25 protein-coding genes and 2 pseudogenes are annotated in these 25489 nt (G+C 63.1%); 15 read left to right on the forward strand and 12 right to left on the reverse strand.

Features of this window, described 5'->3' with window-relative positions; all coding sequences use genetic code 11:
• Nucleotides 1-154: 154 nt before the first annotated feature.
• Complete coding sequence (locus SPHME3_RS0118655) at nt 155-865, forward strand: VIT1/CCC1 transporter family protein (RefSeq protein WP_018251182.1); 711 nt, start codon at nt 155-157, stop codon at nt 863-865.
• A gap of 102 nt (nt 866-967) precedes the next feature.
• Here the strand turns inward: SPHME3_RS0118655 and SPHME3_RS0118660 are convergent, their stop codons facing one another.
• Complete coding sequence (locus SPHME3_RS0118660) at nt 968-4135, reverse strand: efflux RND transporter permease subunit (protein ID WP_018251183.1); 3168 nt, start codon at nt 4133-4135, stop codon at nt 968-970.
• Complete coding sequence (locus tag SPHME3_RS0118665) at nt 4132-5388, reverse strand: TolC family protein (protein WP_018251184.1); 1257 nt, start codon at nt 5386-5388, stop codon at nt 4132-4134. The genes SPHME3_RS0118660 and SPHME3_RS0118665 overlap by 4 nt, the downstream gene beginning before the upstream one ends.
• A gap of 408 nt (nt 5389-5796) precedes the next feature.
• Here SPHME3_RS0118665 and katG point away from each other — a divergent pair, with 408 nt between their 5' ends.
• On the forward strand, nt 5797-8067 hold the full coding sequence (gene katG / locus SPHME3_RS0118670; RefSeq protein ID WP_231376779.1) for a catalase/peroxidase HPI: 2271 nt from the start codon (nt 5797-5799) through the stop codon (nt 8065-8067).
• Between the two features lie 521 nt (nt 8068-8588).
• On the opposite strand, the gene SPHME3_RS0118675 is transcribed toward katG, so the two are convergent.
• Both SPHME3_RS0118675 and SPHME3_RS0118680 read right to left on the reverse strand, forming a co-directional pair.
• The gene (locus tag SPHME3_RS0118675) at nt 8589-8942 is read right to left on the reverse strand and encodes a hypothetical protein (RefSeq protein WP_018251186.1); all 354 of its coding nucleotides are present in this window, start codon (nt 8940-8942) and stop codon (nt 8589-8591) included.
• 23 nt (nt 8943-8965) lie between these two features.
• Nucleotides 8966-9475 (reverse strand): hypothetical protein, encoded by a 510-nt coding sequence (locus SPHME3_RS0118680; RefSeq protein WP_018251187.1) that lies wholly within the window; start codon nt 9473-9475, stop codon nt 8966-8968.
• 340 nt (nt 9476-9815) lie between these two features.
• On the opposite strand from SPHME3_RS0118680, the gene SPHME3_RS0118685 reads away from it, so the two are divergent.
• Nucleotides 9816-10460, forward strand: a complete 645-nt coding sequence (locus tag SPHME3_RS0118685) for a recombinase family protein (RefSeq protein ID WP_037477107.1) — start codon at nt 9816-9818, stop codon at nt 10458-10460.
• 23 nt (nt 10461-10483) lie between these two features.
• On the opposite strand, the gene SPHME3_RS0118690 is transcribed toward SPHME3_RS0118685, so the two are convergent.
• The 4 genes from SPHME3_RS0118690 to SPHME3_RS0118705 all read right to left on the reverse strand — a co-directional run bounded on the left by SPHME3_RS0118690 (nt 10484) and on the right by SPHME3_RS0118705 (nt 13653).
• Nucleotides 10484-11917, reverse strand: coding sequence for a transposase (locus SPHME3_RS0118690; protein WP_231376780.1), 1434 nt, complete (start codon nt 11915-11917; stop codon nt 10484-10486).
• 131 nt (nt 11918-12048) lie between these two features.
• A complete protein-coding gene (locus SPHME3_RS0118695) occupies nt 12049-12594 on the reverse strand; it encodes a DsrE family protein (RefSeq protein WP_101750168.1) in 546 nt (181 codons plus the stop codon).
• 28 nt (nt 12595-12622) lie between these two features.
• Nucleotides 12623-13033, reverse strand: coding sequence for an ArsR/SmtB family transcription factor (locus tag SPHME3_RS0118700; protein ID WP_018251191.1), 411 nt, complete (start codon nt 13031-13033; stop codon nt 12623-12625).
• Nucleotides 13030-13653 carry a peroxiredoxin gene (locus tag SPHME3_RS0118705; protein ID WP_018251192.1) on the reverse strand — a complete coding sequence of 208 codons (624 nt, stop codon included), beginning with the start codon at nt 13651-13653 and terminating at the stop codon, nt 13030-13032. The genes SPHME3_RS0118700 and SPHME3_RS0118705 overlap by 4 nt, the downstream gene beginning before the upstream one ends.
• A gap of 96 nt (nt 13654-13749) precedes the next feature.
• On the opposite strand from SPHME3_RS0118705, the gene SPHME3_RS0118710 reads away from it, so the two are divergent.
• The 11 genes from SPHME3_RS0118710 to SPHME3_RS0118760 are packed head-to-tail and all read left to right on the forward strand — an operon-like array spanning nt 13750 to nt 21916.
• Nucleotides 13750-14655: an MBL fold metallo-hydrolase gene (locus tag SPHME3_RS0118710; RefSeq protein WP_193568886.1), complete on the forward strand. Its 906-nt coding sequence runs from the start codon at nt 13750-13752 to the stop codon at nt 14653-14655.
• Nucleotides 14655-15092 (forward strand): YeeE/YedE family protein, encoded by a 438-nt coding sequence (locus SPHME3_RS0118715; RefSeq protein ID WP_170172224.1) that lies wholly within the window; start codon nt 14655-14657, stop codon nt 15090-15092. The genes SPHME3_RS0118710 and SPHME3_RS0118715 overlap by 1 nt, the downstream gene beginning before the upstream one ends.
• On the forward strand, nt 15092-15517 hold the full coding sequence (locus SPHME3_RS0118720) for a DUF6691 family protein (RefSeq protein WP_018251195.1): 426 nt from the start codon (nt 15092-15094) through the stop codon (nt 15515-15517). Before SPHME3_RS0118715 ends, SPHME3_RS0118720 begins: the two co-directional genes overlap by 1 nt.
• A gap of 18 nt (nt 15518-15535) precedes the next feature.
• Nucleotides 15536-15970 (forward strand): TIGR01244 family sulfur transferase, encoded by a 435-nt coding sequence (locus SPHME3_RS0118725; RefSeq protein WP_018251196.1) that lies wholly within the window; start codon nt 15536-15538, stop codon nt 15968-15970.
• On the forward strand, nt 15967-17199 hold the full coding sequence (locus tag SPHME3_RS0118730) for an NAD(P)/FAD-dependent oxidoreductase (RefSeq protein WP_018251197.1): 1233 nt from the start codon (nt 15967-15969) through the stop codon (nt 17197-17199). The genes SPHME3_RS0118725 and SPHME3_RS0118730 overlap by 4 nt, the downstream gene beginning before the upstream one ends.
• Entirely contained in the window at nt 17196-17978 is a 783-nt protein-coding gene (locus SPHME3_RS0118735; protein ID WP_018251198.1) for a sulfite exporter TauE/SafE family protein, read from the forward strand. The genes SPHME3_RS0118730 and SPHME3_RS0118735 overlap by 4 nt, the downstream gene beginning before the upstream one ends.
• Complete coding sequence (locus SPHME3_RS0118740; protein ID WP_018251199.1) at nt 17978-18787, forward strand: TlpA family protein disulfide reductase; 810 nt, start codon at nt 17978-17980, stop codon at nt 18785-18787. Before SPHME3_RS0118735 ends, SPHME3_RS0118740 begins: the two co-directional genes overlap by 1 nt.
• Nucleotides 18784-19410, forward strand: a complete 627-nt coding sequence (locus tag SPHME3_RS0118745) for a DsbA family protein (protein WP_018251200.1) — start codon at nt 18784-18786, stop codon at nt 19408-19410. Before SPHME3_RS0118740 ends, SPHME3_RS0118745 begins: the two co-directional genes overlap by 4 nt.
• 2 nt (nt 19411-19412) lie before the next feature.
• On the forward strand, nt 19413-20054 hold the full coding sequence (locus SPHME3_RS0118750) for a DsbA family protein (protein ID WP_026189135.1): 642 nt from the start codon (nt 19413-19415) through the stop codon (nt 20052-20054).
• Between the two features lie 21 nt (nt 20055-20075).
• Nucleotides 20076-20963: an MBL fold metallo-hydrolase gene (locus SPHME3_RS0118755; RefSeq protein ID WP_018251202.1), complete on the forward strand. Its 888-nt coding sequence runs from the start codon at nt 20076-20078 to the stop codon at nt 20961-20963.
• Nucleotides 20960-21916 (forward strand): c-type cytochrome, encoded by a 957-nt coding sequence (locus SPHME3_RS0118760; protein ID WP_018251203.1) that lies wholly within the window; start codon nt 20960-20962, stop codon nt 21914-21916. Before SPHME3_RS0118755 ends, SPHME3_RS0118760 begins: the two co-directional genes overlap by 4 nt.
• Before the next feature lie 32 nt (nt 21917-21948).
• Here SPHME3_RS0118760 and SPHME3_RS0118765 read toward each other — a convergent pair.
• The 4 genes and pseudogenes from SPHME3_RS0118765 to SPHME3_RS0118780 all read right to left on the reverse strand — a co-directional run.
• A pseudogene (locus tag SPHME3_RS0118765) lies at nt 21949-22377 on the reverse strand (IS5 family transposase); the annotation flags it as partial.
• 66 nt (nt 22378-22443) lie between these two features.
• Nucleotides 22444-22941 (reverse strand): hypothetical protein, encoded by a 498-nt coding sequence (locus SPHME3_RS0118770; protein ID WP_018250504.1) that lies wholly within the window; start codon nt 22939-22941, stop codon nt 22444-22446.
• Between the two features lie 322 nt (nt 22942-23263).
• Nucleotides 23264-24421 (reverse strand): IS110 family RNA-guided transposase, encoded by a 1158-nt coding sequence (locus SPHME3_RS0118775; RefSeq protein ID WP_172436192.1) that lies wholly within the window; start codon nt 24419-24421, stop codon nt 23264-23266.
• Nucleotides 24422-24498: 77 nt separating this feature from the next.
• Nucleotides 24499-24828, reverse strand: a pseudogene (locus SPHME3_RS0118780) (transposase); the annotation flags it as partial.
• Nucleotides 24829-24969: 141 nt separating this feature from the next.
• Here SPHME3_RS0118780 and SPHME3_RS20855 point away from each other — a divergent pair.
• Nucleotides 24970-25488: a hypothetical protein gene (locus SPHME3_RS20855; RefSeq protein WP_231376781.1), complete on the forward strand. Its 519-nt coding sequence runs from the start codon at nt 24970-24972 to the stop codon at nt 25486-25488.
• The last annotated feature ends 1 nt before the right edge of the window (nt 25489 follow it).

Consider the following 25489-nt stretch of genomic DNA (forward strand, 5'->3'; position numbering starts at 1 on the left):
ATATGCGGCATTGCCTTGTCAGGTGTTCGTCAGGTTCGTGTCGCAACGCATCCAGCGTAGCGATACCACCCATGAACCGCCGGGCGGAGCCATATACAAACTAATTCCCGCCCAACCGGCAGCCTACTTGGTCCAGGATACTTTAGGAAAGCCAATGACGACCGACGCCATCGACCATGCTCCGGGTGAACATCATCTGGTCCACCGCACCGGCTGGCTTCGCGCCGCGGTACTTGGCGCTAATGACGGCATCATATCGGTATCCAGTCTCATTGTCGGTGTCGCAGCAGCCCCCGGTGCTTCTGCGAGCACTGTTCTTATCGCCGGTGTGGCGGCCCTGGTCGGAGGTGCTCTAGCAATGGCCGCCGGCGAATATGTTTCGGTGAGCTCACAGGCGGATACAGAAAAGGCCGATCTGGCACGGGAAGCCGCTGAGCTGAAGCGGTCACCTGCGGCTGAAACACGGGAATTGGCGGCGATCTATGAGAGCCGGGGGGTCGAACCACTCCTCGCTCATCGGGTTGCGGAGCAGATGATGGCGCATGATGCGCTTGGAGCACATCGCCGTGACGAGCTTGGCCTGGCCGATGACGGCGAATCACTGCCCCTGCAGGCAGCGGTGTCGTCTGCACTGGCGTTCGCCGCAGGGGCCATCCTGCCGGTGCTTGCAGCCCTAGCACCGCATGGCGCCGTCCTTTATGTAGTGCCGGTAACAGCGCTCGTATTGCTCGCCCTGCTGGGCGCGCTCGGTGCCAGGGCAGGAGGCGCCCCTGCTGGCCGAGCCATGCTCCGGGTGGTCTTGCTCGGTGCCCTCGCCATGGGGATGACAGCGCTGATCGGCGCTCTTACCGGCACCGTGGTCTAAAACTGGCCAGTATTTGAATTCATCGCCACCTACGTCATTCGCCGTGACCGAGCGCCTCCACAGGGTGTAAGGTGGAAGCGCCCGGAACCGACCACAGATCGATCACTCAGATGCTGGGGTAGCCGCCTTCGTCGAGTGATGCTCGATCCAGGCGTACAGGCTCGGGAGCAGCAGCAGCGTCAGGATCGTCGAAGTGATGATGCCGCCGATGACTACGGTAGCGAGCGGACGCTGCACTTCTGCACCTGCCCCTGTCGCTATTGCCATCGGAATGAAGCCGACAGAGGCAACGAGTGCTGTCGACAGCACGGGACGCAAGCGGTCGTGCGCACCCTGCCGAACAGCGTCCTCGACAGGTAGCGGATCGCCCTCCCGGCCATCACGCAAGCTGTTGATATGGTCAATCAGGACGAGGCCGTTAAGCATTGCGATACCCGACAGCGCAATGAAACCGATCGCAGCGGTAATCGAGAACGGCATGCCACGAAGCCATAAGGCCAGCACGCCGCCCGTCACCGCAAACGGTATTCCTGTATAGACAATTGCCGCCTCCCGGACGCTGCCAAGCGCTGCGTAGACCAACGCGAAGATCAGGATCAGTGCGGCGGGGACGACAATCGACAGACGCTTCTGCGCTGCTTCCAACTGATGATACTGGCCGCCGAACTCAATCCGGTAACCGGGAGGCAGCTTCACCTGCCCGTCAATCGCAGCCTTTGCCTTCTGGACATAGCCTTCGAGATCGCTGGTCGACAGGTTGACCATCAACGCGGCACGACGATTGGCGTCGTCGTGGAGGATGGGCTCGACGATCCTTGTTTCCTGAAGGCGCGCAACGCGAGACAGGGGGACCATCCCATAATCGCCGACGCGCAAGGGCAAGGCCAGGATCGCCGAGGGATCAGCGCGCAGGCTCTCGGGCATACGGATGACGATCATGTGGCGGGCAGGACCATGAGGGATGAAGCCGACTTCCGCTCCGGCCAGCGCGTCCCGTATCGCCTCGTTTACGGCCTGGGTGCCAAGGCCGAGGCGCAACAGTGCTGCGTGATCGAGTTGAACGACGATGCTCTTCGGGCGGCCAGCCGTTTCGAATGCGACGCCTGCCGTGCCAGGCAGCTTCTCAAGAATCGCCTTGGCCTTTGTCGCTGCCTTTTCCAACGTGTCGTAATCGTCGCCAAAGACCTTGACCGACACATCGGCTCGAACGCCCTCCAGCATCTCGTTGAAGCGCATCTCGATCGGTTGGGCGAACTCGAAGTGTTGGCCTTTGTAGACTTGCTGAGCCACCTTCTGGATGCCGGCGACAAGCTCCTGCTTCGTTGTGGGCATGCCGTCGCCGGTCGGCCAGTCCTTCATCGGGCCGTAGAAGATGTAGAGGTCGTTCTGGTCGGGCGGCATCGGATCGGTCGCGACCTCACTGGTGCCGATCCGCGAGAAGGTACGCGTGACCTGGGGATATGCGCGACGGATAGCGATCTCGGTCTGCTTCTCGATCGCCAGGCTCTGTTCGAGCGACATGCCGACCGGTCGGTACACCATCGCCGTGATCGCGCCCTCGTCGAGCCTGGGAGTGAATTGGGAGCCCAATGTCTTGAAGACGAGAAAGGTCGCCGCGAGCAGCGCAAGCGCGCCGATGGCGAGCAGGGCGGGATGGCCGAGCGCGCGTTCCAAAACCGGCGTGTAGGCACGTTCGGCGACGCCAACGAAGCCCTTGTGATGCTCCGTATCATCGCTGCCTGCCGGCGCGCGCAGGAGCCAGGCCGATAGCGCCGGGACAATCGTGAAGGTCCAGGCGAGCCCCGCAACGATCGCCAGCATCACCGCTTGAGCCATCGGCTGGAACAGCTTGCCCTCGACGCCACCGAGGCTGAGCACCGGGACGTAAACCAGCGCGATGATGGCGATGCCGAAGAACGTCGGGCGGGCAACCATGCGCGCAGCATGTGCGACCGTCTCCCGACGCTCTTCGCTGGTAAGGTCCTCACCCTTTTCACGCCGGCGAACGGCGAGAAGGCGCAAGCTGTTCTCGACCACCACGATCGCCCCGTCGACGATCAGGCCGAAGTCGAGCGCACCGAGGCTCATCAGATTTCCTGAGACGCCGATCGTCCGCATACCCGTTACGGTGACGAGGAAGGCGAGCGGAATGACGAGTGCCACGATCAATGCCGCGCGCCAATTGCCCAACACCAGGAGCAGGACAACGGCAACGAGAAGGGCACCTTCACCCAGATTGTGCTCGACAGTAGAAATCGTGCGTTCGACCAGGTCGGCACGGCTGTATTGACGATCGATCACCATACCCTTGGGAATCGCGGCCTGGATGCCGGGCAGTGCCTGTTCGACGGCGACAGCAGTTTCGCGACTGTTCTGCCCGACCAGCATCATGATTGTGCCAAGGACGGTTTCGCGGCCGTTTTGCGTCGCCGCGCCCTGACGTGGGGCCGATGAAATCACGACATCGGCAAGGTCGCGTACCTGTATTGGAAGTACGCCGGCTGCAAACTTCACGGGGATGGCGCCAATCTGCGTCGCGTTCATCACCCGCGCATCGGTCCGAACCGTGAAACGTTCCGCACCGCGGCGAATGATCCCGCCGCCAGCGTTCTCGACGTTCTTTGAAACAGCGGCCGCGAGCTCCCCCGCCGTAACACCGTGCATCGTCAACCGCACCGGATCCGGCTGGACGACGAACTGTTCCTCCAACCCGCCATTCGTGTTGACGTCAGCGACGCCGGGGACGGCACGCATCATGGGGCGGACGGTATATTCCTGAGCCTCGTACAGCTCCATAAGCTGGCGCTGCTGGTCCATCCCTGGTGGGGGACGGCGCCATTCAAGCGTGTAATAATAGATTTCCCCGAGACCGGTCGTGATGGGCGCCAGCTGCGGTGTACTGCCAGGCGGCAGCTGATTTTGGACGGCGGTCAGGCGTTCCGTAACGAGCTGGCGCGCTTTCAGCTGGTCGGTCCCGTCCTTGTAGAGAAGCGTGACCTGACTGAGGCCCGTCTTCGTCAGTGATCGCGTCTGGTCAAGACCGGGCTGCCCCCCCATCGCACGCTCGATCGGCTGCGTGACCAGCCGCTCGATCTCCTCCGGGGCCAGTGCCGGCACCTGCGTATTGATCTGGACCTGGACCCCCGTGATGTCGGGAATGGCATCGATCTGCAGGTTCGCAAACGACCATAGACCGATCGTCGCGACCAACGCGGTGACCAGGGCGACCGCGAGCCGGTGGTGGGTGACGTAGCGGAGCCAACTGTTCATCGCGCGAGCTGCGTCCCGCCATTGAGGGCGCGCAACTGCAGAAGCGCTTCCAACGCTTCACGTCGGGTGTCGAGCACTGCGTTTACGGCGTCCATGTAGCTTTGCTGCATCTGGGTGTACGTCGTCAGTGGGATCGCGCCGAGCCGATAATTCCGGTCAGCGTCGGCAGCGGCTTCCGCGAAGCGCTTGGGGCTCTCGCCGTCCCATTTCGTCAGCGCCTCACGTTTCGCTTCATATTGAGCAGCTTGATCAAATACGTCGCGCTGAATTCGCCGCTCGGCGTTGATCAGCGTTGCATTAGCCTGCGCTTGTCTACCCTGCTCGATTGCGACGTCGCCCGCCTGCCGATTCCACAAGGGGAGTGTGGTCGACAAGCGGACGCCATAATTCGTTTCGCGAATGTCCGATCGCGCACGGTCGAAGTAGGGGCCAACGCTGATGATCGGGATACGCGCTTTCTTCGCCAGATCGACACGCAGTCCCTGCTGCTCGAACTGGGCGCGCAGCGACTTCAGTTCGAAGTTATTCTGCGCGGCGTTCGCGGCCAGAAGCGGGCCCGCGGGAAGTGCCGGGAGCGACATATCCGGACGAACGATGCGAATACGCGCAGCGAAGGGCGCTCCGCGTAGCTGATTCAGTTCGTAAAGGAATGAGTTCGCTTCGGCATCGGCCATCGCCGCTGACCGCTCTGCGCTGATCGCGCTGGCAACCAACGATGCCGCCTCGAGCTGCGGCGAGGGACCGGCGGGATCACGTGAAACGATGACACGGGCGAGCGTGCGCATCCGCCCCGCCACCTCACGCGCGGCGGCAGCCTTCTCGTCTGCCGCAAACAATCCATAGCCGATCGATCGGGCGCGTGCGGCGAGTGTTGCGTCGAATTGCTGCAAACCGATACGGGCGAGTGAAACCTGACGATCGGCAATCGCACGCCGCAATGCGATCCGGCCGCCGAACTCGATCGGCTGGACCACCGACACGGCATATGTCCGTCCCTCACCGGTTACCGCATTGTTGGCGAGGTTCTGCGCACGCCGCTGGCCGAACTCGACCACAGCCTCCGGATCGGCCCAGCGTCCGGCCGCGTTCCGCTCGACGCCGGCGGTTTCGATCTGCCGCTGATAGAATTGCCGCTCGGGATTGTTCGCGATGACATCCTGGACCAAGGCATCGAGCGTAATCGAATTCGTCGTCTGGGCAGCCGCGGGGGTGGCTGCGATCAAAACCGAGCCGGCCAGAGCCAAGGCGCGCATAGTGGTCTCCCATGCCTACACCGAGGCAACGTCAATCGGGTTGGGTTCGACAGACGACTAATTTTGGGTCGATGGAATTACAATGCTGCTCCGCGTGCGAAGGCGTACCGTCATCCAGGCTCTTGCAAGCGCTGTAGGGGGCACTCCCTGACAGACTCTCGACGTCCACCCAGCCGCCCACAGAGGTCTAATCGCGAAAACGTAGATCTTCCAGTTACCTAACGTTGGCTGTAGCCGCTTTGGATAGTAGGAAACAGCTATTTGCACTAGTGACGATTAGGTCAGCCATTCATCCTCATAAGCATTCAAAACTAAACCCGATTTTAGAATCTCGGTGCCCCCAAACTCTTTCACCTCAATATCCTCCGGGTTAGGCCGGGAAAAAATCCGAAGCGAAAGGGTATGGCGATGCCGAAATTTTTCAAAACAATGACATCCATTGGTTTGCCGCTGCTGGCCATCGGAACCCCGGCGCTCGCCCAGTTGCCGTTGACGAAGCCGACGCCGATGGCCAAGCCTCTAGCGCCTACGCCAAAGACCGCTGAAGATCGGGTCACGGGAAAGACCAACCAGGAGTGGTGGCCGGATCGGCTCGACCTCACGGCTCTCCGTCGTAACGAACAGCGCAGCAACCCCTATCAAAATTTTGATTACGCCGCTGAATTCTCGAAACTCGATCTGACGGCCGTCAAGGCCGACATTGCCAAGCTGCTGACGACGTCGCAACCATGGTGGCCGGCCGACTACGGCACCTACGCGCCCTTCTTCATTCGCATGACGTGGCATAATGCCGGCACCTATCGTGCGGCTGATGGACGTGGTGGCGAGGATGGTGCGCAGCAGCGGTTCGAACCGCTATCGAGCTGGCCCGATAACGCCAATCTCGACAAAGCGCGACGGCTGCTCTGGCCGATCAAGCAGAAGTACGGCCGGGCGCTGTCCTGGGGCGATCTCATCGTTCTGACCGGAAATGTCGCTCTTGAGCAGATGGGCTTCAAGGTCATCGGATTCGGTGGCGGGCGACGCGACGACTGGGCCGCGGAAGAGATGTTCTGGGGTCCGGAACGCGAGATGCTCACGGTCGCGCGATACGACAAGGACGGCAAGCTCATCGAGCCGCTTGCAAACAGCACGCAGGGGCTGATCTACGTCAATCCCGAGGGTCACATGAAGGATCACGATCCGGTTCATGCGATCGACGATATTCGCCAGACGTTCTCGAACATGGGAATGGACGACCGCGAGACGGCACTGCTGATCGCGGGCGGACATACCATCGGAAAGGCGCACAGCGCGCACGATCAGAAAACGTGCCAAGGCAAGGAACCTGCTGCGGCCGATATGGCATCACAGGGCCTTGGCTGGCACAGCACCTGCGCGACCGGGGTGGGCAAGGACGCTATTACTTCGCCGTTGGAGGGCGCGTGGTCGCAGGACCCGACGCATTTCACTAACAATTACAACGAGAACCTGCTGAAATATAACTGGGTGAAGACCAAGAGCCCCGGCGGCGGCACGCAGTGGGAACCCGACGACAAGCGCGCACAGAATCTGGTGCCCGACGCGTTCGACAAGACGAAGCGCCATGCGCCGATGATGATGACGACGGACGTGTCGCTGAAGCTCGACCCGGCGTGGCTCGCGACGATCGAGCGCTATCGCGCGCATCCCGATCAGTTCAAAAGCGAGTTTGGCGACGTGTGGTTCAAGCTGACCCACCGCGACCTTGGCCCGAAATCTCGCTATCTGGGCAACGAGGTGCCGGCGCAGGATTTTATCTGGCAGGATCCCGTCCCCGCAGCCCCGACCAAGACGCTATCTACCAGCGACGTGGCAGACCTTGGTCGACAGATCATGGCATCAGGACTGACTGTCCCTCAGCTGGTACGTACCGCATGGGCCGCCGCGGCGAGTTTCCGCAATACAGATTGGCGCGGGGGTGCGAACGGCGGACGGTTGGCGCTCGCGCCGGAACGGACGTGGGCAGTCAACGATCCGCAGGAGCTAGCCGTCGTGCTGCCGAAACTCGAGGCGATCCGGGATCAGTATAACGGGCGCCACCGCGACCGGCCGGTCTCGCTGGCCGATCTGATCGTGCTGGGCGGCTCCGTCGCGGTGGAGAAGGCGGCAGCGGACGCTGGCACACCCGTAAAGATCCCCTTTATGGCCGGACGCACTGACGCGAGCCAGGAACAGACCGACGTCAAAAGTTTCAACTATCTGGAGCCGAAGGCTGATGGCTTCCGCAACTACTACCTGCCCGGCCAGCGTCTGACCGCACCCGAAGCGATGGTAGACAAAGCGAGCACCCTGGGTCTGACCACGAGTGAAATGACGGTGCTGATCGGTGGTATGCGCGCGCTCAACGCCAATGCCGGCGGGTCGAGTGCCGGTGTCCTGACCACGCGACCCGGCCTGCTTACCAACGACTTCTTTGTCAACCTGCTCGACATGAACACGGCGTGGGCCCCGATGGACGCCACCAACACCCGGTTTGTCGGCAAGGATCGCAACGGCGGCCAGATCCGCTGGTATGCGACTCCGGTCGATCTGTCGTTCGGTTACACCAGCGAGCTTCGAGCGGTTAGCGAAGTCTACGCAACCCGTGGGTCGCAACAGCAGTTTGTCAACGACTTCGCCGCGGCTTGGACAAAGGTGATGAACGCTGACCGATTTTGACATTGTGAGAAATAATTTGGCAGAGAATCATGCCGATAATCACTGACCAGAAAAAACATGTCTACTCGGTTCAACCGGCGAGATTCTTACTCGTAAGAGAGTTTACTCACGATTTCTACATAAATTATGTTGAATCATTTGATATAATATTTTAAAGTCTGATTGTTGAAATAAGCCAAGACCCAGTATCGAGCTGGCCACGCCTCCATACTGGGTCCAATTAAAGAATAAGTGAATCAACAAGCATTGATTTTTCAGCCGGTGTAAAGTACTGGTCAATATCGCCGCTGAGTGTCAGCCAGCGCACAGCTTTTTATCTCCGCCGAAGATTAGGCCCTTATGGTAAGGCGGCTTGCAAGAACACCACGGCCAGCCTACCGGTATAACCACCTGCTGGCCACCTCTCGTCTACCTCACCGAATGGGACGCGGAAGACGTCGGACGAGCAACCCGCTAGACAAACGAAGAAGCGACGCGCACCCGACGCTATTTGAACGCCGGGTGCGAACGATCGTCTGGCCTCAATAGTCGTCGTCGTAGCGCCACTGTTCCCGCTCGCGACGAACGCGCTCCCAGTAGAGCCGCCGCTGCTGCTCGGCACGCCAGCGCTGCAACTGCTGGCGCCGCTGCCATTCCTGCCAGCGATAGTCCCGCTGCTGGTATTGGTAATAGGGCTGATACTGGGGCGAGCGGTAGGCGTAGTATCCGTTGGACGAGTAATCGTCGTCGTAATCGTAGTCTTGGCCGCCATACCCGCCCGAGCCGAAGCTGAGGCTGAAGCCGCCGAAGGTCTGTGCCGACGCCGGCGCGGCGAGTGCGATCGTCGAAGCGGTAGCGATGCTCGCTGCCATCGCGAGCTTGCGAATGCTGAACATGATGCCTTCCTCTCTAACGACTGTCAGCGGCAGTCATTGCCACTGCGTTCGATGGCCCGGCCGGCCAGCGCACCGCCGCCAGCGCCGAGGATCAAGCCGGTCGTGCTCGGTTGGTCATAGGGGCCACCACGTCCGATCTCGCGACCAAGCAATGCACCCGCAATCGCTCCGACGATCGTACCAGTGGTGCCCGAACGGCAGCGCTGACCCTGATAGTAGGTGCGGCGCTCGGCATAGGCACCGCGATCGGCGTAATACGGGCCCTGATCGTACTGATAGCTCTCGTAGCCATTGCGTGCGTAACGCTGGTCATACTGATACTGTGCGCGGCGCTGCCGCTCGGAGCGTTGGATTTGGCGTTGCCGCAGTTGGTTCTGATAGCGCGCGTCCTGGTCATAGTCGTACCCATCGCCCTGATATTGCTGGCGATAGCCGTCACGGCCATAATAGTCCTGCGCCGAGGCTGGAGCCGCTGCAAAGCCCGCAACAGCAACGCTGGAAATGATAACGGCAGAAATTAACCTTTTGTCCATCGGAGTTGTCCTCGCGGGCGATCCGCTGTTATTCTAATGTCTGATCCGTGTTTTAGTGTTGCTGAATACAATCGTTATCGATCATTCATCTTCGTTCCTGCTGCATGGGTGAGCTACGATGCCTGTATGCGGCAGCTTCGAAAGGCTGCCTCTTGCGGAAACAGCTTCCCGAAACGAGCGAGTAATAGGACAGCGATCTATGCCAGATCGCCAGAAAAACGACCGGTTTTCTGGCGGTAGCGGTTTTTGCCTCATCGAAGCTTCCTAGCGGTCGGAATACCCGTTGCGGAAACCACCGGCACATTGCAGGGTGTTAGATATCTTTTCTGGCGGGGTGATGATGCTCATCGGATATGTGAGGGTATCCAAGGCTGACGGATCGCAGACGCTGTCACCGCAGCGCGACGCGCTGCTATCCGCCGGCGTCGATGCCTCACGCATTTATGAGGATCTCGCGTCGGGTCGTCATGATGCGCGTCCTGGCCTGACTGCCTGTCTCAAGGCGTTGCAGCCCGGCAATACACTGGTGCTCTGGAAACTGGATCGCCTCGGACGTGACCTGAGGCATTTGGTCATCACCGCCGAGGCGCTGCGTGAGCGCGGCATCGGGTTGAAGGTACTGACTGGCGCCGGCGCGCAGATTGACACCACCACCGCCAACGGCCGCCTGGCTTTCGGCATCTTTGCCGCCTTCGCCGAGTTCGAGCGCGAGCTTATCGCCGAGCGCACACAGGCCGGCCTTGCTGCGGCACGCGCGCGGGGGCGCATGGGAGGGCGGCCCCGCAAGATGGACAAGGCAACGCTGGCGATGGCGATGGCCGCCATGTCCGATCGTAACGCGATCGCAGCTGATGTCGCGCGCCGTCTCGGGATGACGACGACGACACTCTATATGTACGTGAACGGTGACGGCACGCCCAAGGCGCCGGGCCAGGCACTGCTTGACGGTGTGCCGTACCGCAAAGAACGACTGCGCGCCGCGTGATGAAGCACGCCGCGCTTCAGCGATCAGGCATATTGCCGAGCGGGCGAGACGATCACGTCATGTTCGATCGACCGGGCCGAGATGGCGGCCGGGGTGAGGGCTGCGGGAACGCAGACACCTCTGCGCGGCTTGCCGATCAGCCGACGTGGTCGCGCCAGTATCATCAGGTTCATTACCGCCGCGCCGATCAGGAACTCTTCTTCCGCTCCGCGGATGCCGCGCAGGTGAAGCCGCCTCATGCCATGCTTGCCCTTGGCGTCGGCGAAGAACCGTTCGACCCCGCGCCGCAACCGCATAGACCGCTTGTAGAGCCCGGTTTCCACTTCGGCTCTGGCAAGATCGCGAACGTCTTCATCGTCCAGTCGAACCAGGGTACGACGCCGCGACGTCGTGCATTTCTTCCGAAGCACGCACGCCTCGCAATCCCGAACATCCGCCGCGTAACGGTGTACGCCGGTGGGAGGATGGAAGGCATGGTGCCGGAGCGTCTTGCCGGTCGGGCAGGTAAAGCTGTCGGTGCCACGATCATAGCTGAAGGCCGTTCGCGGCAGCTTGCCCTTGGTCTGCTGCGTCCGGTCGATCACGGGGATGTGTGGGGTTGCGCCGTGATCCCGCACGAAGCCGAGGAAGTTCGCGCTGCCATAGGCTTTATCGGCCGCGACCCGCTTGGGGCGATAATCAAACCGATCGGCCGACCGCTCGAGCATGACGCGCCCCGCATCAACTTCCTCCGCGAAGCGAGCTGGTGTCGCCTCGACATCGAGCGCGACGCCACTCGGGGTGTCGACCAGCGCATTCAAGGCGTAGCCGAACCGGCCACGCACCGTTCGCGCCGACCAGGCCGCGGCAGGGTCCGTTCGAGAGATGCCTTGGCAGCTTTTCGACCGCGCCATTTCAAAGACGGCATCTCCTGTGTCGTGCACCCACTCCCTAACCGCGCGCGACGCGTTGGCGACATACGGCAGGTAGCCGGGAACGGTCTTGCGCTGCCAGCTCGCATCAGCCGCTATGAACGACGCATCGATCGCGGCGTCTTTTCCGCCAATCAGTCCTTCTCTGATGCAGCGTCTCACCGTGCTCTCGAACAGGATCCGGAACACGTTGGCATCGCGGAAGCGACCATGGCGGTTCTTGCTGAACGTGGAGTGGTGCGGAACCTTGTCTCCCGGCGCGAGACGGCAGAACCAGCGATAGGCCAGATTGTAGCGCAGCTCCTCACACAGCCGCCGTTCGGACGCGATCGCGAAGATGCGGCCGATCAGCGTCATGCGGATGAGGAGTTCGGGATCGATCGATGGTCTTCCCCGTGCGCTGTAATGACCGGCCAGTGCCTGTCTCAACTCGCCGATGTCGAGCCATCGATCGACGCGACGCAGCAGGTGGTCTGTGGGCAACATGGCTTCTACGGTGCGGAAGGACGCCCCTTCCCGCTTACTGCGACAGGCTGGTCCCATCATAGCGACGCTCCTTTCGATAGGGGTGAAACGAAGGAGCAACCCGGCATGTCCGGCATTTTTCAACAGGCCCAGACGGTTGTGACACCGGCCGCGTTACGGACTGGAATGATAAAACAGGAAGTTCGGTACGATCAGTCAGGGATCAGCGCCCAACCACGTATCTGCAATGTCGCCATTGTGGTGAGAGCCGAGACATCGACTTCGATAGCCTTATCGACCGTGACCGGAGCGATCCCATTCCCGACTAAAGCCTGGCTGCACACTCGAACGGACACGCCTGCCCGCCTTAGCGCCGCTATCAAGGCAAGATTGGGGTTCGTCGTGGCACCGGTTTTCGTCGCATATGCCTCATCATCGGCAATAATCGGTGTCGCCGGCCCGTGGACGATCACGATCACATCTCCCTGTGCCGGCCGCACGCCGTCCGCCCCGAGCAGGTTCAGGAAGCGTGCGACCTTCTCCAGCGAGGGATTGACCTTGTCGGGAGATGACGCCGCCTTCGTCACACTGAACAGCACACGATATCGCAGCGAGTGGTCCGGCCGCTCAACCGCGCCTTCTACCGGCGTGATCCTGCCATAGCCGGCAATCACGGGTTGTTGCGCGGTGACGCCTGCTGACCCGGCACTGCTCATGACGGCCAAGCATCCTGCAACTGCGATAGCGGGAAGCCGCATCTGGTTTGTCCTTTCGAAACCGGAATGATTATCCGACCCTCGCAAATACGGCTGCGCCTATATTTTGCGGCCGCGTGGCAGCCGACGCCCCGCGCGCTCGCGACGGTCGGGAAGCGGGCGCTGCCTCATGCACGGCTAGATCATCGGCGCCGAATATCGCCTCGAGCGTGCGCACGCACATTGCGGCTGCGTCATCGGCGAGCCGGTAATGGACCTGCTTTGCCTCGCGTCTCGTCTTCACCAGCTCGGCGCGGCGCAGCTCGGCAAGCTGCTGGCTGAGGGCCGGCTGGGTCACGCCGGTCGCAGCCTCTATGTCCGCAACCTGCCGCTCACCGCCCAGCAGATAGGACAGGATCATGAGGCGCTGGGGTTGAGCGAACACGCGCAGCTTTTCGACCGCCGCATCGGCGATCGCGCGGGATTGATGGATCGCCGTCATCGATCGGCCTTCAACTGATGAAACCAGTCGGCACCGGCGCTGCACGGCAAGGCGGGCGGGAGCAGGACGTCGTCACCCGGCTGCCAGTCGGCCGGCGTATAGGCCTGCCCATCGGCCGATCGCTGCAATGCCCTCACCGTGCGGAGCATCTCGTCGACCGATCGCCCGACGTTCATCGGATACCAGTTGAGCGCACGGATGATGCCCTCAGGATCGATGAAATAGGTCGCGCGCACGGCCGAGGCGTCGCCGGCCTGTTCGTCAAGCATGCCATAGGCGTAACCCACCGCCATCGACGGGTCTTCCACGACCGGGAACGGCACCTCTACACCGAAGACATCCTTGATCGCGCGCAACCAGGCGACATGCGAATACAGGCTGTCAACCGACAGCCCGAGCAAGGCGCAGTCGAGCTCCTCGAATTGCGGTGCGGCCTTCGCCAGGGCCACGAACTCGCTGGTGCAGACCGGCGTGAAATCAGCCGGGTGCGAAAAGAACACGACCCAACGACCACGATACTGATCGAGCGACATCGCGCCCTGCGTCGTGCGGGCGGTGAAATTCGGGGCCGCGTCCCCGATGCGCAACGAGCGCGGTACGTCTGCATCCATCGTTTCCATGCTTTTCAGATGGCACGGGCAGCCCGTTGACGCAAGCGGATTACACAACTACATAAACCATGAAATCAATAATTGGAGGCGATCGTGGAATCGGCGTTGAATGAGGCAGTTGCGCAGATTGAACGTGCGAAGGCGGCGGTAGCGCCGGTCGTTCACTCGTTCTTCGACGAGCCGACCAACACCGCGACCTACGTCGTCTGGGACCCCGCCACGCGAAAGGCGGCGATCGTTGACAGTGTCCTGAACTTCGACGCTGCGGCCGGTCGCACCAATACGGCGTCGGCGGATGCGGTAATCGCTTATGTGCGGGAGCACGGCCTTTCGGTCGACTGGCTGCTCGAAACCCATGCTCATGCCGACCACCTGTCTGCGGCGCCCTATCTGCAAAAGGCGCTGGGCGGTCAGCTCGCGATCGGCCGCGACATCATTCGCGTGCAGAACGTCTTCGGCAAGATTTTCAACGCCGGCACCGACTTCGAACGGGACGGCTCCGAGTTCGACCACCTGTTCGACGATGGCGACCGTTTTACGATCGGCGACATCGAGGCCATCGCGCTGCATGTGCCGGGGCACACCCCCGCCGATATGGCCTATGTCATCGGCGACGCAGTCTTCACCGGCGATACCCTGTTCATGCCGGACTACGGCACCGCACGCGCAGACTTCCCCGGTGGTGATGCGCGCCAGCTATTCCGCTCGATCCGTCGACTGATGCAGTTGCCCGACGAGACGCGGCTGTTCCTGTGCCACGACTACAAGGCTGCGGGGCGCGACCGGTATGTCTGGGAGACGACCGTGGGCGCGCAGCGCGTCGGCAACGTCCACGTTCATGAGGGGGTGGACGAAGACAACTTCGTCGCGATGCGCACCAGTCGGGACGCCACCTTGTCGATGCCCAAGCTCATCCTGCCATCGGTGCAGGTCAATATGCGCGGCGGCCATCTGCCGGAGCCGGAAGTCAACGGCACCCGCTACCTCAAGATTCCACTGGATACGCTGTGATGCCCGGATTTCCCCATGCCATGCCGCTTGCCGGCTTCATCGGCGGCCTGATGATCGGGTTCGCTGCGGCGATCATGTTGCTGGGCAACGGCCGCATCGCCGGGGTCAGCGGCATGTTCGCGCGTGTCCTCGCTCTCTCTGAAGGGGGAGCGCCTTGGATGATGGCCTTGCTTTTCACGGCGGGGCTGCCCCTGGGCGCGGCGCTGACCGCAGCCAATGTGAATGTGGAAGCTCGCTTCCCGACGTCGCTCGGGCTGATCGCCGTCGCCGGGCTGATCGTCGGGATCGGGACGCGGCTCGGCGCGGGGTGCACCAGCGGTCACGGCGTCTGCGGCCTGTCGCGCCTGTCGCCGCGGTCCATCGTCGCGACCGGCACGTTCATGGCGACCGGCATCGCCACCGTGACCCTCATGCGTCTCGCGGGAGTGGTATCGTGATGCGCCAGAGCCTTCTTTCGCTCGTCAGCGGCACGCTGTTCGGCGCCGGCCTCGCCGTGTCCGGCATGATCGATCCTGCGCGGGTACGGGCGTTTCTCGACGTCGCCGGTGCCTGGGACCCGACCCTGGCATTCGTCATGGCGGGAGCGATCCTGCCGATGGCGATAGCCTGGCTCATCGTGCGTGGACGCTCTACGCCGATCGTCGCGGAGCAATTCCATACGCCGGCCACGTCGCCGATCGACGCGCGCCTCCTCGGCGGTGCCGCCCTGTTCGGCATAGGCTGGGGCCTTGTCGGCCTGTGCCCCGGCCCCGCCATCGCCGCGCTCGCGATCCAGCCTGCCCCCGCGCTGCTCTTCACCGCTGCAATGGCGCTCGGCGCAGCCATCCACCGCTTCGCACTCATCCCACGCCGTTCGGCGTGACCGGACAGGAGACATTACATGGCCTTCAAGAAGATCACACCGTCCTTCTCGGCTGCTCCCCAGCTCACCCGGGATGATGTCGCTGCCGCCGCACAGGCGGGGTTTCGCTCGATCGTTTCGAGCCGGCCAAATGGCGAGGAGCAGGGACAGCCGAGCGCACACGAGATGGCCCGGATCGCCGAAGAACACGGCCTTGCGTTCGCCCATGTCCCGATCGTGCCGGGCAAGGCGACCGATGCCGATGCGGACCGGATGAAGGAAGCGCTGACTGCGCTGCCGGGACCGACGCTCGGCTTCTGCCGAAGCGGCACGCGGGCGGCTACCCTATGGGCGCTGGCGGAGGCGAGTCATGCCGATCCCGAAACGATCGTCGGTCAGGCCAAGGCAGCCGGGTACGACCTGGCCGATCTGAAGCCGGCGCTCGCTCGCCGGTCCGAAAGAACCGGCAAATGACCTACGACATCGTCATCATCGGAGGCGGAGCTGCGGGCATCGCAACCGCCGCCAGCATCCTGAAACGTAACGCCAAGGTGTCGATCGCGGTCGTCGATGCGGCCCGGGACCATTATTACCAGCCCGGTTGGACGTTAGTCGGGGCAGGCGTTTTCACCCCCGAACAGACCCGCAAGGCCGAAGCCGATGTCATGCCCAAGGGCGTCGAATGGATCCGGCTGCCGGCGATCACCATCGACCCCGAGCGTCAGGCGATCACCCTGGGCGACGGGGATACGATCGCCTATCGTGTCCTGATCGTCGCCCCCGGCCTGCGTTTGGCGTGGGAGAAGATCGCGGGGCTTACCGAAGCGTTGGGCCGCAACGGGGTCACGTCCAACTACCGCTACGATCTGGCGCCCTACACCTACCAGCTTGTCCAGGAATTGCAGCGGGGACGCGCGCTGTTCTCGCAACCGCCGATGCCGATCAAGTGCGCCGGCGCGCCTCAAAAGGCGATGTACCTGTCCTGCGACATCTGGCGCGAACGCGGTGTTCTCCCCGCGATCGACGTCGAATTTCACAACGCCGGTGCGGCGCTGTTCGGCGTCGCGACCTATGTCCCTGCGCTGATGGAATATGTCGAGAAGTATAGGATCAACCTCAAGCTCGAATCCAACCTCGTCGCGGTCGACGCCGATCGGCGTATTGCCACCTTCGAGCGCAAGCAGAACGGTGTCAGCGAGCGGATCGAGCGCGGGTTCGACATGCTCCACGTCGTGCCGCCGCAGGTGTCGCATGACGTCGTTGCCAAAAGTTCGCTCGCGGCGGCAAACGGCTTCGTCGAGGTCGATGAGGCGACGCTGCGCCACAAGCGATACGACAACGTCTTTGCCTTGGGCGATGCTGCGGGGACGAGCAATGCGAAGACGGCTGCGGCAGCCCGCAAGCAGGCACCCGTGGTGGCGGTCAACGCGCTCGCCGCACTCGAAGGCAAGCCTCCTGTTGTCGACTATGACGGCTATGGGTCGTGCCCGCTCACCGTCGAGCGCGGCAAGATCGTCCTCGCCGAGTTCGGCTATGGTGGAAAACTGCTCCCCAGCTTTCCGTCGTGGCTGCTGAACGGCACGCGCCCGACGCGCGCTGCCTGGTTCCTGAAGGAGCGGATGCTGCCCCCGATTTACTGGCAAGGCATGCTGAAAGGCCATGAATGGATGGCGGCTCCGCATAAGATCGGCAAAGCGGCATGACCCTCGAACCGATCCAGTATCTGCTGGGTGCGTTATCCGGCAGCCTGGTGGGCTTTACCCTCGGGCTTGTCGGCGGGGGCGGCTCGATCCTCGCCGTCCCACTCATGGTCTATCTGGTGCGCGTGCCCGACGCCCATCTCGCCATCGGCACGAGCGCGTTCGCCGTCGCGGCTAACGCCGCCACGGGGCTGATCGGCCATGCAAGGGCGCATAACGTCAAATGGCGCTGTGGCGGCATGTATGCGACCGCCGGCGTCATCGGCGCCCTGTTCGGCTCTACCGCGGGCAAGGCCGTCGACGGCGGCAAGCTCCTGTTCCTGTTCGCACTGGTCATGGTCGTCGTCGGCGTCCTGATGCTGCGCGGGCGCGGTGACACGGGCAACCCGGGGGCGGAGTGCAACCGGGAAAAGGCGCCGAAGGTGCTGGGCTACGGCCTCGGCACCGGTCTGTTCTCGGGCTTCTTCGGCATCGGCGGGGGCTTTCTGATCGTCCCCGGCCTGATCGGATCGACGGGCATGCCGATCCTGAACGCCGTCGGCACGTCATTGATCGCCGTCACCGCGTTCGGGCTGACGACGGCCGCCAATTACGCATTTTCGGGTCTGGTGGACTGGCCGCTGGCTTTCGTGTTCATCGCCGGTGGAGTTGTCGGCGGCTTGATCGGCACGCGCATCGCGAAGCGCCTCGGTACGGGCGGCACGCTCACCACGGTCTTCGCCGTCCTGATCTTCGTGGTGGCGGCCTACATGCTCTGGAAAAGCGCGGCCGCGTTTCTCTGATGGCGGGTGCGATTGCCATCGGGCCGCTGATGCTGGCCGTCGATCGCGGGCTTGCCGTGCTGTGCATCGTCGTGTTCCTTGGCCTCACGACACTGGCCGGTCGGTTCCGCTTCCCTCGCGTATCGACGGTCTCCACCAGCGCCATCGTCGCTGGACTGGTCACGGCACGGATCGGTTACGTCGCAGCGCATTGGTCGAGCTACACCGGCGCTCCGCTGTCCATCCTTGCCGTGTGGCAGGGTGGCTTTTCCCCCGTTGCAGGGCTTCTGGGCGCTGCGGCGATGCTGGCGATCCGGCTTGGCCGCTCAAGCGCGCTGGCGGCAGGCTGGGGAGCGTTGGCTGTTGCGGGTGGCCTCTGGTTCTCGCTTCAGGCGCTGATCCCTCCCGTGACCTACGGCCCGTTCCCCTATCATCTCAACCTGACAACCCCGTCCGGCGCGCCGCTTCCACTCGATCGCTTCCGTGGCAGGCCCTTCGTGGTCAACCTGTGGGCGACATGGTGCGGTCCGTGTCGGCGTGAGCTGCCGATGCTCGATGCGGTTGCGTCGCGCCCTGGCGAGGTCCCGATCCTTCTTGCCGATCAGGGCGAGGCGCAAGCGATCGTCAGCGGTTTTCTCGGCCGTGAAAATATCGGAGCGCGCCATGTCGCGCTCGACCCCGATCGTGGCCTTTCTCAAGCCCTGAAGGTGGCGGGGTATCCCGCAACGGCCTTCGTTGCGGGCGACGGCACGATCGTACAGCTCCAGCTCGGTGAATTGTCACGCGCTGCGCTCGCCGATGGAATCGAATTAGCAAGGAAACACCGATGAATCGTCGCAACCTGTTGTCTCGGGGCCTCCTGGCCGCGCTTGCCTTCGCCGCGCCGATCACGCCTCTCATCGCCCAGCAGCCCGATCTGTCGCGCAAGGCGGTCGTTGACGATCCCGTGGCTCCCAAGCGCGCCGGCAGGACCTACGACGTCACGGTTGTCGAGTTTTTCGACTATAACTGCCCCTATTGCCGTCGCATGGAGCCGGTGCTGAACGCCCTGCTTCGCTCCGACCCGAAGGTACGGGTCGTGTACCGGGACTGGCCGATCTTCGGACCTGCCTCGCGTGAGGCGTCACGCGCGGCTGTCGCGAGCCAATGGCAGGGCAGGCATGCCGCCTTTCACGAGGCCCTGATGACCTCGCCGGCGCGGCTCGACAGCGCGGGCGTCAAGGCAGCGGCTGCCAAAGCCAAGGTCGACTGGCCCCGTCTGCAACGCGATTTGAAGAACCGTGGCGCCGAAATCGACGCGCTGCTTACGCGCACCGATAGCATCGCCCAGGCGATCGGTTTCAACGGAACACCAGCGCTGATCGTCGGCTCGCAGGTCGTCGCCGGTGCTGTCGATCTCCCGACGTTGCGTCGTCTCGTCGCGGAAGCGCGCAAAAAACCAGCGGCGCGCTGACCATGCCCGGGCCGCTCAATCGGAGACAGCTTGCCGGCTTGGGCGCGGTGGTCGTGGGTGGTTGGGCAGTCGGGCAGGTTCTACGGCGTACCGCCCCGATCGGGCGCGACGTCGGGCCGACCGCCGACCTGATCCTTGCCGGTAACGGCTCGCCCGAGGACGGACCTGCCGATGCTACGCTCCGGCTTGCCGTGTTCACCGACTATCGTTGCCCGGCCTGCCGTCATGGATTTTCCGCCCTGGAAGAGGCTGTGCAACGCGACGGCAAGGTGCGGGTCATCTACAAGGATTGGCCCATCTTCGGTCCGCCATCCGAACGTGCCGCAAGCGTGGCGCTCGCGTGCGCCGAACAGGGAGTTTACCCGACCGTCCATCGTGCGTTGATGACGGACAGCCGCACGATCGACGACGACGTGTTGCGGGACGTCGTGATGCGCGCTGGCGGCGATTGGCTGCGCGCGATGACCTGGCTTGCCGCCCACGCGGACGCTGTCGCAGCCCGCCTGCGGGCGAACGGACAGGAAGCCTATTCGATCGGACTGGCGGGCACCCCGGGTTATCTTGCCGGTCCCATGCTGGTGATGGGCGCGATCGACGCCAGCGATTTCCAACGGCTGTTCGCGCGTGCGCGGGAAGAAAGCTGACGATGCGAGAGGATACGAAACATGATCGAGTATAATCACAAGGGCATGACGGTTGCGTCGCTCCATGACGAGCGCACCGGCAGCTTCCAGTATGTCGTGGTCGACGAAGCCACGAAGACCGCCGCGATTATCGATCCGGTCCTCGACTTCGATCCCCGTGCCGGTGCGACCGCAACCGACAATGCCGATATGATCCTCGAATATGTCCGCGCCAAGGGACTTACTGTGGAATGGGTGCTCGATACCCATCCCCATGCCGATCACTTCTCGGCCGCGCCGTATCTCGCGGAAAAGACAGGGGGCAAAACCGCGATCGGCACCAAGGTCGTGGAGGTGCAGAAGCTCTGGCAGGACATCTACTGCCTGCCTGACCTGCCCGTCGATGGTAGCCAGTGGGATCGCCTGTTCGCCGATGGCGAGCAGTTCAGGATCGGCTCGCTCGACGCGCACGTCATGCTGTCGCCCGGCCACACGCTCGCCTCGATCACCTACGTCGTCGGCGACGCGGCGTTCGTCCACGACACGCTGATGGTGCCCGACAGCGGCACCAGTCGGGCTGACTTTCCAGGCGGCAACGCGCGCGCGCTGTGGCGCTCGATCCGGGCGATCCTCGAACTGCCGCCCAGCACCGCGACCTATGTCGGCCACGACTACGGCAAGGACGGGCGCGAAGTCTTTGGACGATCGACCGTGGCGGACCAGCGTCGTGACAACATCCATGTGCACAACGGCATCGGTGAGGCCGAGTTCGTCGCCACCCGCGAGAAGCGCGACGCAACCCTGCCGCTGCCGGACCTGATGCTTGCCGCGCTCCAGGTGAACATCCGCGGCGGTCGCCTGCCGGAGCCGGAGGCGTGCGGCACAGCGTTCCTCAAGGTGCCGCTCAACCACTTCGGCGCGGGCAAATGACCGAACCAACGCCGCCAACGCCCGGTGATGATGGCGATGCCCAGCGTATCATCTTCGCCATTACCGCCGCGCTGCTCGTCCTCGTCGTCACCTACAAGGTAGGGCAGTCTGACGCGCCCGTGCAGGCACCCGTCGAGGTAGCAGCGGACGCCGCCTTTTCGCCACCGGCGGAAAGCACCATCCCCGCCGGGCCGGACGGCGACGCGATCCGGCGCGGTCGACTGATCTTCACCGCGAGCGCGGCTCATGCCGGCCAGTACGTCGGCAACGGCCTGACGTGCAGCAACTGTCACCTCGATGCCGGGCGGAAGGCCGATGCGTCCCCGATGTGGGCGGCCTGGGTCAGCTACCCAGCTTATCGCGCGAAGAACGGCCGGGTGAACACGATGGAGGATCGCATCCGCGACTGCTTCCTCTACTCGATGAACGCGCCCGCCTCGAAAGCCGGCGCCCCGCCGCCCTATGGCGACGATATCTACCGCGATCTCCAGAGCTATTTCGCCTGGCTCGCGACCGGCGCGCCATCCGGCAAGCCGCTGCCCGGTCGCGGGTTCATAAAGCTCGCCACAACCCCGATCGGGCACGATCCGGTTCGCGGCGCGATTGTGTTCGCCGGCCAGTGCGCATCATGCCACGGTGCGAACGGCCAAGGGCAGGCGAACCCGGACGGCAGCTATACTATCCCGCCGCTGTGGGGAGCGCGCTCCTACAATTGGGGTGCGGGCATGACCGGGCTGGCGTCGGCTGCCGGGTTCATCAAGGCCAACATGCCTTATGGTGAGGGCAACACGCTGACGGATCAGCAGGCGTGGGATGTCGCCGCCTATGTCGATAGTCGCGAGCGACCCCGCGATCCGCGGCAGACCGGGACTGTCGAGAGCGCACGTAAGCAGTTTCACCCCAAAGGGGACTATTATGGTCAGGAGATTGACGGAAAAATGCTTGGCAGCTGATCGCTCGGCTTCCTAGGGTCAGGACTCATTGGTCATAGCCAGAAGATGACGGTGGCCGCGAGGGCGACGGCAGAGAAGAAGACGGTTGGGCAGCGGTCGTAGCGAGTTGCGACGCGGCGCCAATCCTTCAGACGGCCGAACATGATCTCGATGCGGCTGCGGCGCCGGTAGCGGCGCTTGTCGTATCTGACCGGCTCGTTGCGCGATCTGCGGCCCGGGATGCAGGGCTGGATGCCTTTGGCTTCCAGGGCGTCTCTGAACCAATCGGCATCATAACCACGGTCGCCAAGCAGCCACTGTGCTTTCGGCAGATCGTCGAGCAAGGCTGCCGCGCCGGTGTAGTCGCTGACCTGCCCGGCGGTCATGAAGAAGCTCAAGGGCCGCCCGTCCGCATCGCTGACGGCGTGCAGTTTGGTGTTCATGCGGCCTTTCGTGCGGCCGATCAGACGGCCGAGATCCCCTCACATGGGAGTTCTCAGGTCAAGAGGCTGTGCGGTAGAGCGTGCAGCCTCTTTCCTTCCGCACAATCATATCTGTTCTACCTTGCCGGTTCGGCTGCCAGCCGCAGCAATGAACCAAAACAGCGCGCCTGCAATAGCGCCTAATAGGGCAATTTGGCCGACGTAGTAGAAGTTCATCAGCCATCCGTAAGCAGTCAAAGATCCGTCGATGACGGTTGATCGTCCATCAATGCTCGCATTATCCGGTCGACTTATTAACGCGAGCACGAGCCAGGGAAGAGCGGCGACCACTGCACCAGTCGCAGCGCAGTTGATGATTGTCGCATTGACGTGTCGGCGTAACATGAAGAACGCCGGGAGCCCGATGATAAAGGCTGGAGGGTAAGCGCCAAACACGGCAAATGCCACAGCGCTCCGCCAGATCCGTTCGAGCGGATCGGTGATGCCCTCATATGCTGGCATAGCAATAGCCATCAACAAGGCGGCTGCGCCCGGGACCACTACAAAGGCGAGGATCACCCGCCAAATTGAAGGATAGGTGCGCTTGGCTCGTGCGGCGTACATGACGCCAGCTTATCGCTTTGTCGTCGCCATTCCAGATCAATCGTCAGGAATGGTCAGAGCGTCAGGCCATGGTCGTCCTCCTCAATTTCTGGATCACTGGCCTGAGCCTGTTGCAACAAGCGTCCCGGTGACCGGTCCGCTCTAACCTCACATCCGGTCGCCGCTCGTGCGCGGCTGCACCACAATCCCGCTTGCGTCGGGTCTGGCTCAGGAGACGGGACCAACCTTTTTTTCGGCATCTGAAGCCAACAGGGACCTCCGGTCCGTCCACCTGGATCCGGCAGGGACGATGCCCTGCGGGAACTCGTATCGGGTTACGTGCTCATGCGGCCTTCAGCAGCGCGCCTGCGGGCACCACGCCGGCCGAGACGAACTGCCACAGCGCGATCAGCAGCTTGCGTGCGACTGCCACGATCATGACCCGCCGCGCGCGACCACCGTTCGCGCCCACCCGCTCCGCGTACCACTTCGTCAGCTCCGAGTCCGGCTGATGACGCAGCCACAGCCAGGCGACCTGGATCATGGTCGTTCGCAACCGCTTGTTGCCCGCCTTGGACACGCCCTGCTCCCGGTCCATGCTGCCGCTTTGCCACGGTGATGGGGCCAGCCCGGCATAGGCGGCGACCTGTCGTCGATTGCTGAAGCTGCGGAAGAACGCTTCTGCGTGCAGCACGCCGGCGAACTCAGGACCGATGCCGCGCAACTGGATGAGCCGGGGACCAGTGTCCGCCTCACCGGCGGCATCCGACCGCGGCTCGAGCAGCGCGTCGCGCTCGGCTTCGACCTGCTTGATCTGGCCGACGACCATCTCCAGCCGGTCCAGCTCGCGCTCGATCTCGCGGCGAACATGCCGGGGCAGCGGTCGTCCATCGCCGGTCACCAGTTCGTCCAGCCGCGCCCGCCGGTCGGCGCGCAGTGGCTCGTAGTCGCCGACCCCTTGCGCGAACAGCAGGCCCTTGATGCGGTTGACGTGCCGCACCCGCTCCACGACCAAAGCCCGCCGCTCGCGCGAGATGCGTCGCCGGTCCTCGTCCTCGACGCTCGGCACCGCCACCATCGCACACACCCGCGGCTCCCCGCGCTTGTAGGCCAGCAGCGTGCGGACCAGCGCCTCGCCGTCGAGCTTGTCCGTCTTGGCGCGCCGGCTGCGTCGTGAAGCGGCAATCGAGGCGGCGTCGACGACGTAGCTCTCGATACCCTCGCGCACCAGGCAGCGGTGTATCCAGAAGCCGTCGAGGCCCGCCTCCTGGATGACGACCAACGGGTACTGCTCGCCCATCCGCGCCTCGGCCTTCGCCTGTAACTGCGCGAACCGCTCCAGGAGTGCCGGCACGTCGCTGCCCTTCACCTGATGCCGCGAGATCCGCTCGCCGCGACCCGGCGACAGCGACGTCACCAGCCAGGTGGAGCGGCTCAGCTCCAGCGACACGAAGATTGCGTTCAGCTGCGTGCTGACGGCGGCATGGCATGAGACGGACACGGGCACGGGCAACCTCCTTCACGACAAAGCGGGAAGGTCAGTCTGCCTCAACCGGCGCCAGCCCGCGCCCATGGGATCTTTTTTACCCGCAGACTCGATGCCGTGCGGTGTGCCTTCAGGTAGGTCGCGTCGATCATGACGGTCTTCGGCACGGCCTCCGCTGCCGCGAGACCTTCCATCATTCGCAGGAAAATACCCCTCTCGCTCCACCGCTTCCAGCGATTGTAGAGCGTCTTGTGCGGCCCATAGTCCTTCGGTGCATCACACCAGCGTAGCCCGTTGCGATTGACGAAAATGATGCCGCTGAGCACCCGCCGATCATCGACCCGAGGCTTGCCATGGCTCTTGGGAAAGAACGGTTGCAGACGCGCCATCTGCTCATCCGTCAGCCAGTACAGGTCGCTCATCCACTCTCTCCTCACGGAGCCTGAATCAGATCGCGCCTCCCACATCAATGGGTCCTGACCCTAACCAGTGTCACAACCGAACGGTTTTGACACCATTCCTTGAGTAGCCAAGTCAGCTAATCGCTTAGTGACCTAGCCGTAATGGATAAGTTGAGTCACTGCTGTTTTCTGCTTTCGTTCTCCACGATACTGAATCATAGAATTGTTATGCCAATCGCGCGTGAACATCGCTGGCTCTACCCGATTGACTGGCGTGAACTATCTGCCTTCATCCGGTTTGGCCGCGCCAAAGGACGCTGCGAACATTGTCAGCGCCCGCATGGTCGTCATGTGCTGCATCTGGGCGATGGTGTTTGGTGGGATGAGGACATAAGCAGGTGGCGCAACGGGCAGGGCAGGTGCGTTCGCCGCCTGCCGCCGCCCGACGCCCTCTTATGCGCGCAACCTGGCTTCGTCGGCATTGATCCACCTTCACAAGTGCGGATCACGCGCGTGGTTCTTGCTAGCGCGCATCTGAACCATGATCCGAGCGATAACCGACCACGCAACCTCGCTGCACTCTGCCAGCGGTGCCACATGCGCCACGACGCCAGCGAGCATCGCCGACGTCGGTGGATCAACGCCTTCCGTATGCGTGCGATCGGCGATCTATTTGCCTGAT

The sequence above is a fragment of the Sphingomonas melonis DAPP-PG 224 genome (assembly GCF_000379045.1).
Lineage (GTDB): Bacteria > Pseudomonadota > Alphaproteobacteria > Sphingomonadales > Sphingomonadaceae > Sphingomonas > Sphingomonas aquatilis.

Excerpts from the sequence above, each read along its gene's own strand:
- SPHME3_RS0118690 (WP_231376780.1), bottom strand. The coding sequence starts at position 11,917 with ATGATGGGACCAGCCTGTCGCAGTAAGCGGGAAGGGGCGTCCTTCCGC.
- SPHME3_RS0118655 (WP_018251182.1), top strand. The coding sequence starts at position 155 with ATGACGACCGACGCCATCGACCATGCTCCGGGTGAACATCATCTGGTC.
- SPHME3_RS0118695 (WP_101750168.1), bottom strand. The coding sequence starts at position 12,594 with ATGCGGCTTCCCGCTATCGCAGTTGCAGGATGCTTGGCCGTCATGAGC.
- SPHME3_RS0118665 (WP_018251184.1), bottom strand. The coding sequence starts at position 5,388 with ATGCGCGCCTTGGCTCTGGCCGGCTCGGTTTTGATCGCAGCCACCCCC.
- SPHME3_RS0118720 (WP_018251195.1), top strand. The coding sequence starts at position 15,092 with ATGCGCCAGAGCCTTCTTTCGCTCGTCAGCGGCACGCTGTTCGGCGCC.
- SPHME3_RS0118705 (WP_018251192.1), bottom strand. The coding sequence starts at position 13,653 with ATGGAAACGATGGATGCAGACGTACCGCGCTCGTTGCGCATCGGGGAC.
- SPHME3_RS0118760 (WP_018251203.1), top strand. The coding sequence starts at position 20,960 with ATGACCGAACCAACGCCGCCAACGCCCGGTGATGATGGCGATGCCCAG.
- SPHME3_RS20855 (WP_231376781.1), top strand. The coding sequence starts at position 24,970 with ATGGATAAGTTGAGTCACTGCTGTTTTCTGCTTTCGTTCTCCACGATA.
- katG (WP_231376779.1), top strand. The coding sequence starts at position 5,797 with ATGCCGAAATTTTTCAAAACAATGACATCCATTGGTTTGCCGCTGCTG.
- SPHME3_RS0118740 (WP_018251199.1), top strand. The coding sequence starts at position 17,978 with ATGGCGGGTGCGATTGCCATCGGGCCGCTGATGCTGGCCGTCGATCGC.
- SPHME3_RS0118680 (WP_018251187.1), bottom strand. The coding sequence starts at position 9,475 with ATGGACAAAAGGTTAATTTCTGCCGTTATCATTTCCAGCGTTGCTGTT.
- SPHME3_RS0118715 (WP_170172224.1), top strand. The coding sequence starts at position 14,655 with ATGCCCGGATTTCCCCATGCCATGCCGCTTGCCGGCTTCATCGGCGGC.
- SPHME3_RS0118675 (WP_018251186.1), bottom strand. The coding sequence starts at position 8,942 with ATGTTCAGCATTCGCAAGCTCGCGATGGCAGCGAGCATCGCTACCGCT.
- SPHME3_RS0118770 (WP_018250504.1), bottom strand. The coding sequence starts at position 22,941 with ATGTACGCCGCACGAGCCAAGCGCACCTATCCTTCAATTTGGCGGGTG.
- SPHME3_RS0118685 (WP_037477107.1), top strand. The coding sequence starts at position 9,816 with ATGCTCATCGGATATGTGAGGGTATCCAAGGCTGACGGATCGCAGACG.
- SPHME3_RS0118700 (WP_018251191.1), bottom strand. The coding sequence starts at position 13,033 with ATGACGGCGATCCATCAATCCCGCGCGATCGCCGATGCGGCGGTCGAA.
- SPHME3_RS0118750 (WP_026189135.1), top strand. The coding sequence starts at position 19,413 with ATGCCCGGGCCGCTCAATCGGAGACAGCTTGCCGGCTTGGGCGCGGTG.
- SPHME3_RS0118755 (WP_018251202.1), top strand. The coding sequence starts at position 20,076 with ATGATCGAGTATAATCACAAGGGCATGACGGTTGCGTCGCTCCATGAC.
- SPHME3_RS0118730 (WP_018251197.1), top strand. The coding sequence starts at position 15,967 with ATGACCTACGACATCGTCATCATCGGAGGCGGAGCTGCGGGCATCGCA.
- SPHME3_RS0118735 (WP_018251198.1), top strand. The coding sequence starts at position 17,196 with ATGACCCTCGAACCGATCCAGTATCTGCTGGGTGCGTTATCCGGCAGC.
- SPHME3_RS0118745 (WP_018251200.1), top strand. The coding sequence starts at position 18,784 with ATGAATCGTCGCAACCTGTTGTCTCGGGGCCTCCTGGCCGCGCTTGCC.
- SPHME3_RS0118725 (WP_018251196.1), top strand. The coding sequence starts at position 15,536 with ATGGCCTTCAAGAAGATCACACCGTCCTTCTCGGCTGCTCCCCAGCTC.
- SPHME3_RS0118660 (WP_018251183.1), bottom strand. The coding sequence starts at position 4,135 with ATGAACAGTTGGCTCCGCTACGTCACCCACCACCGGCTCGCGGTCGCC.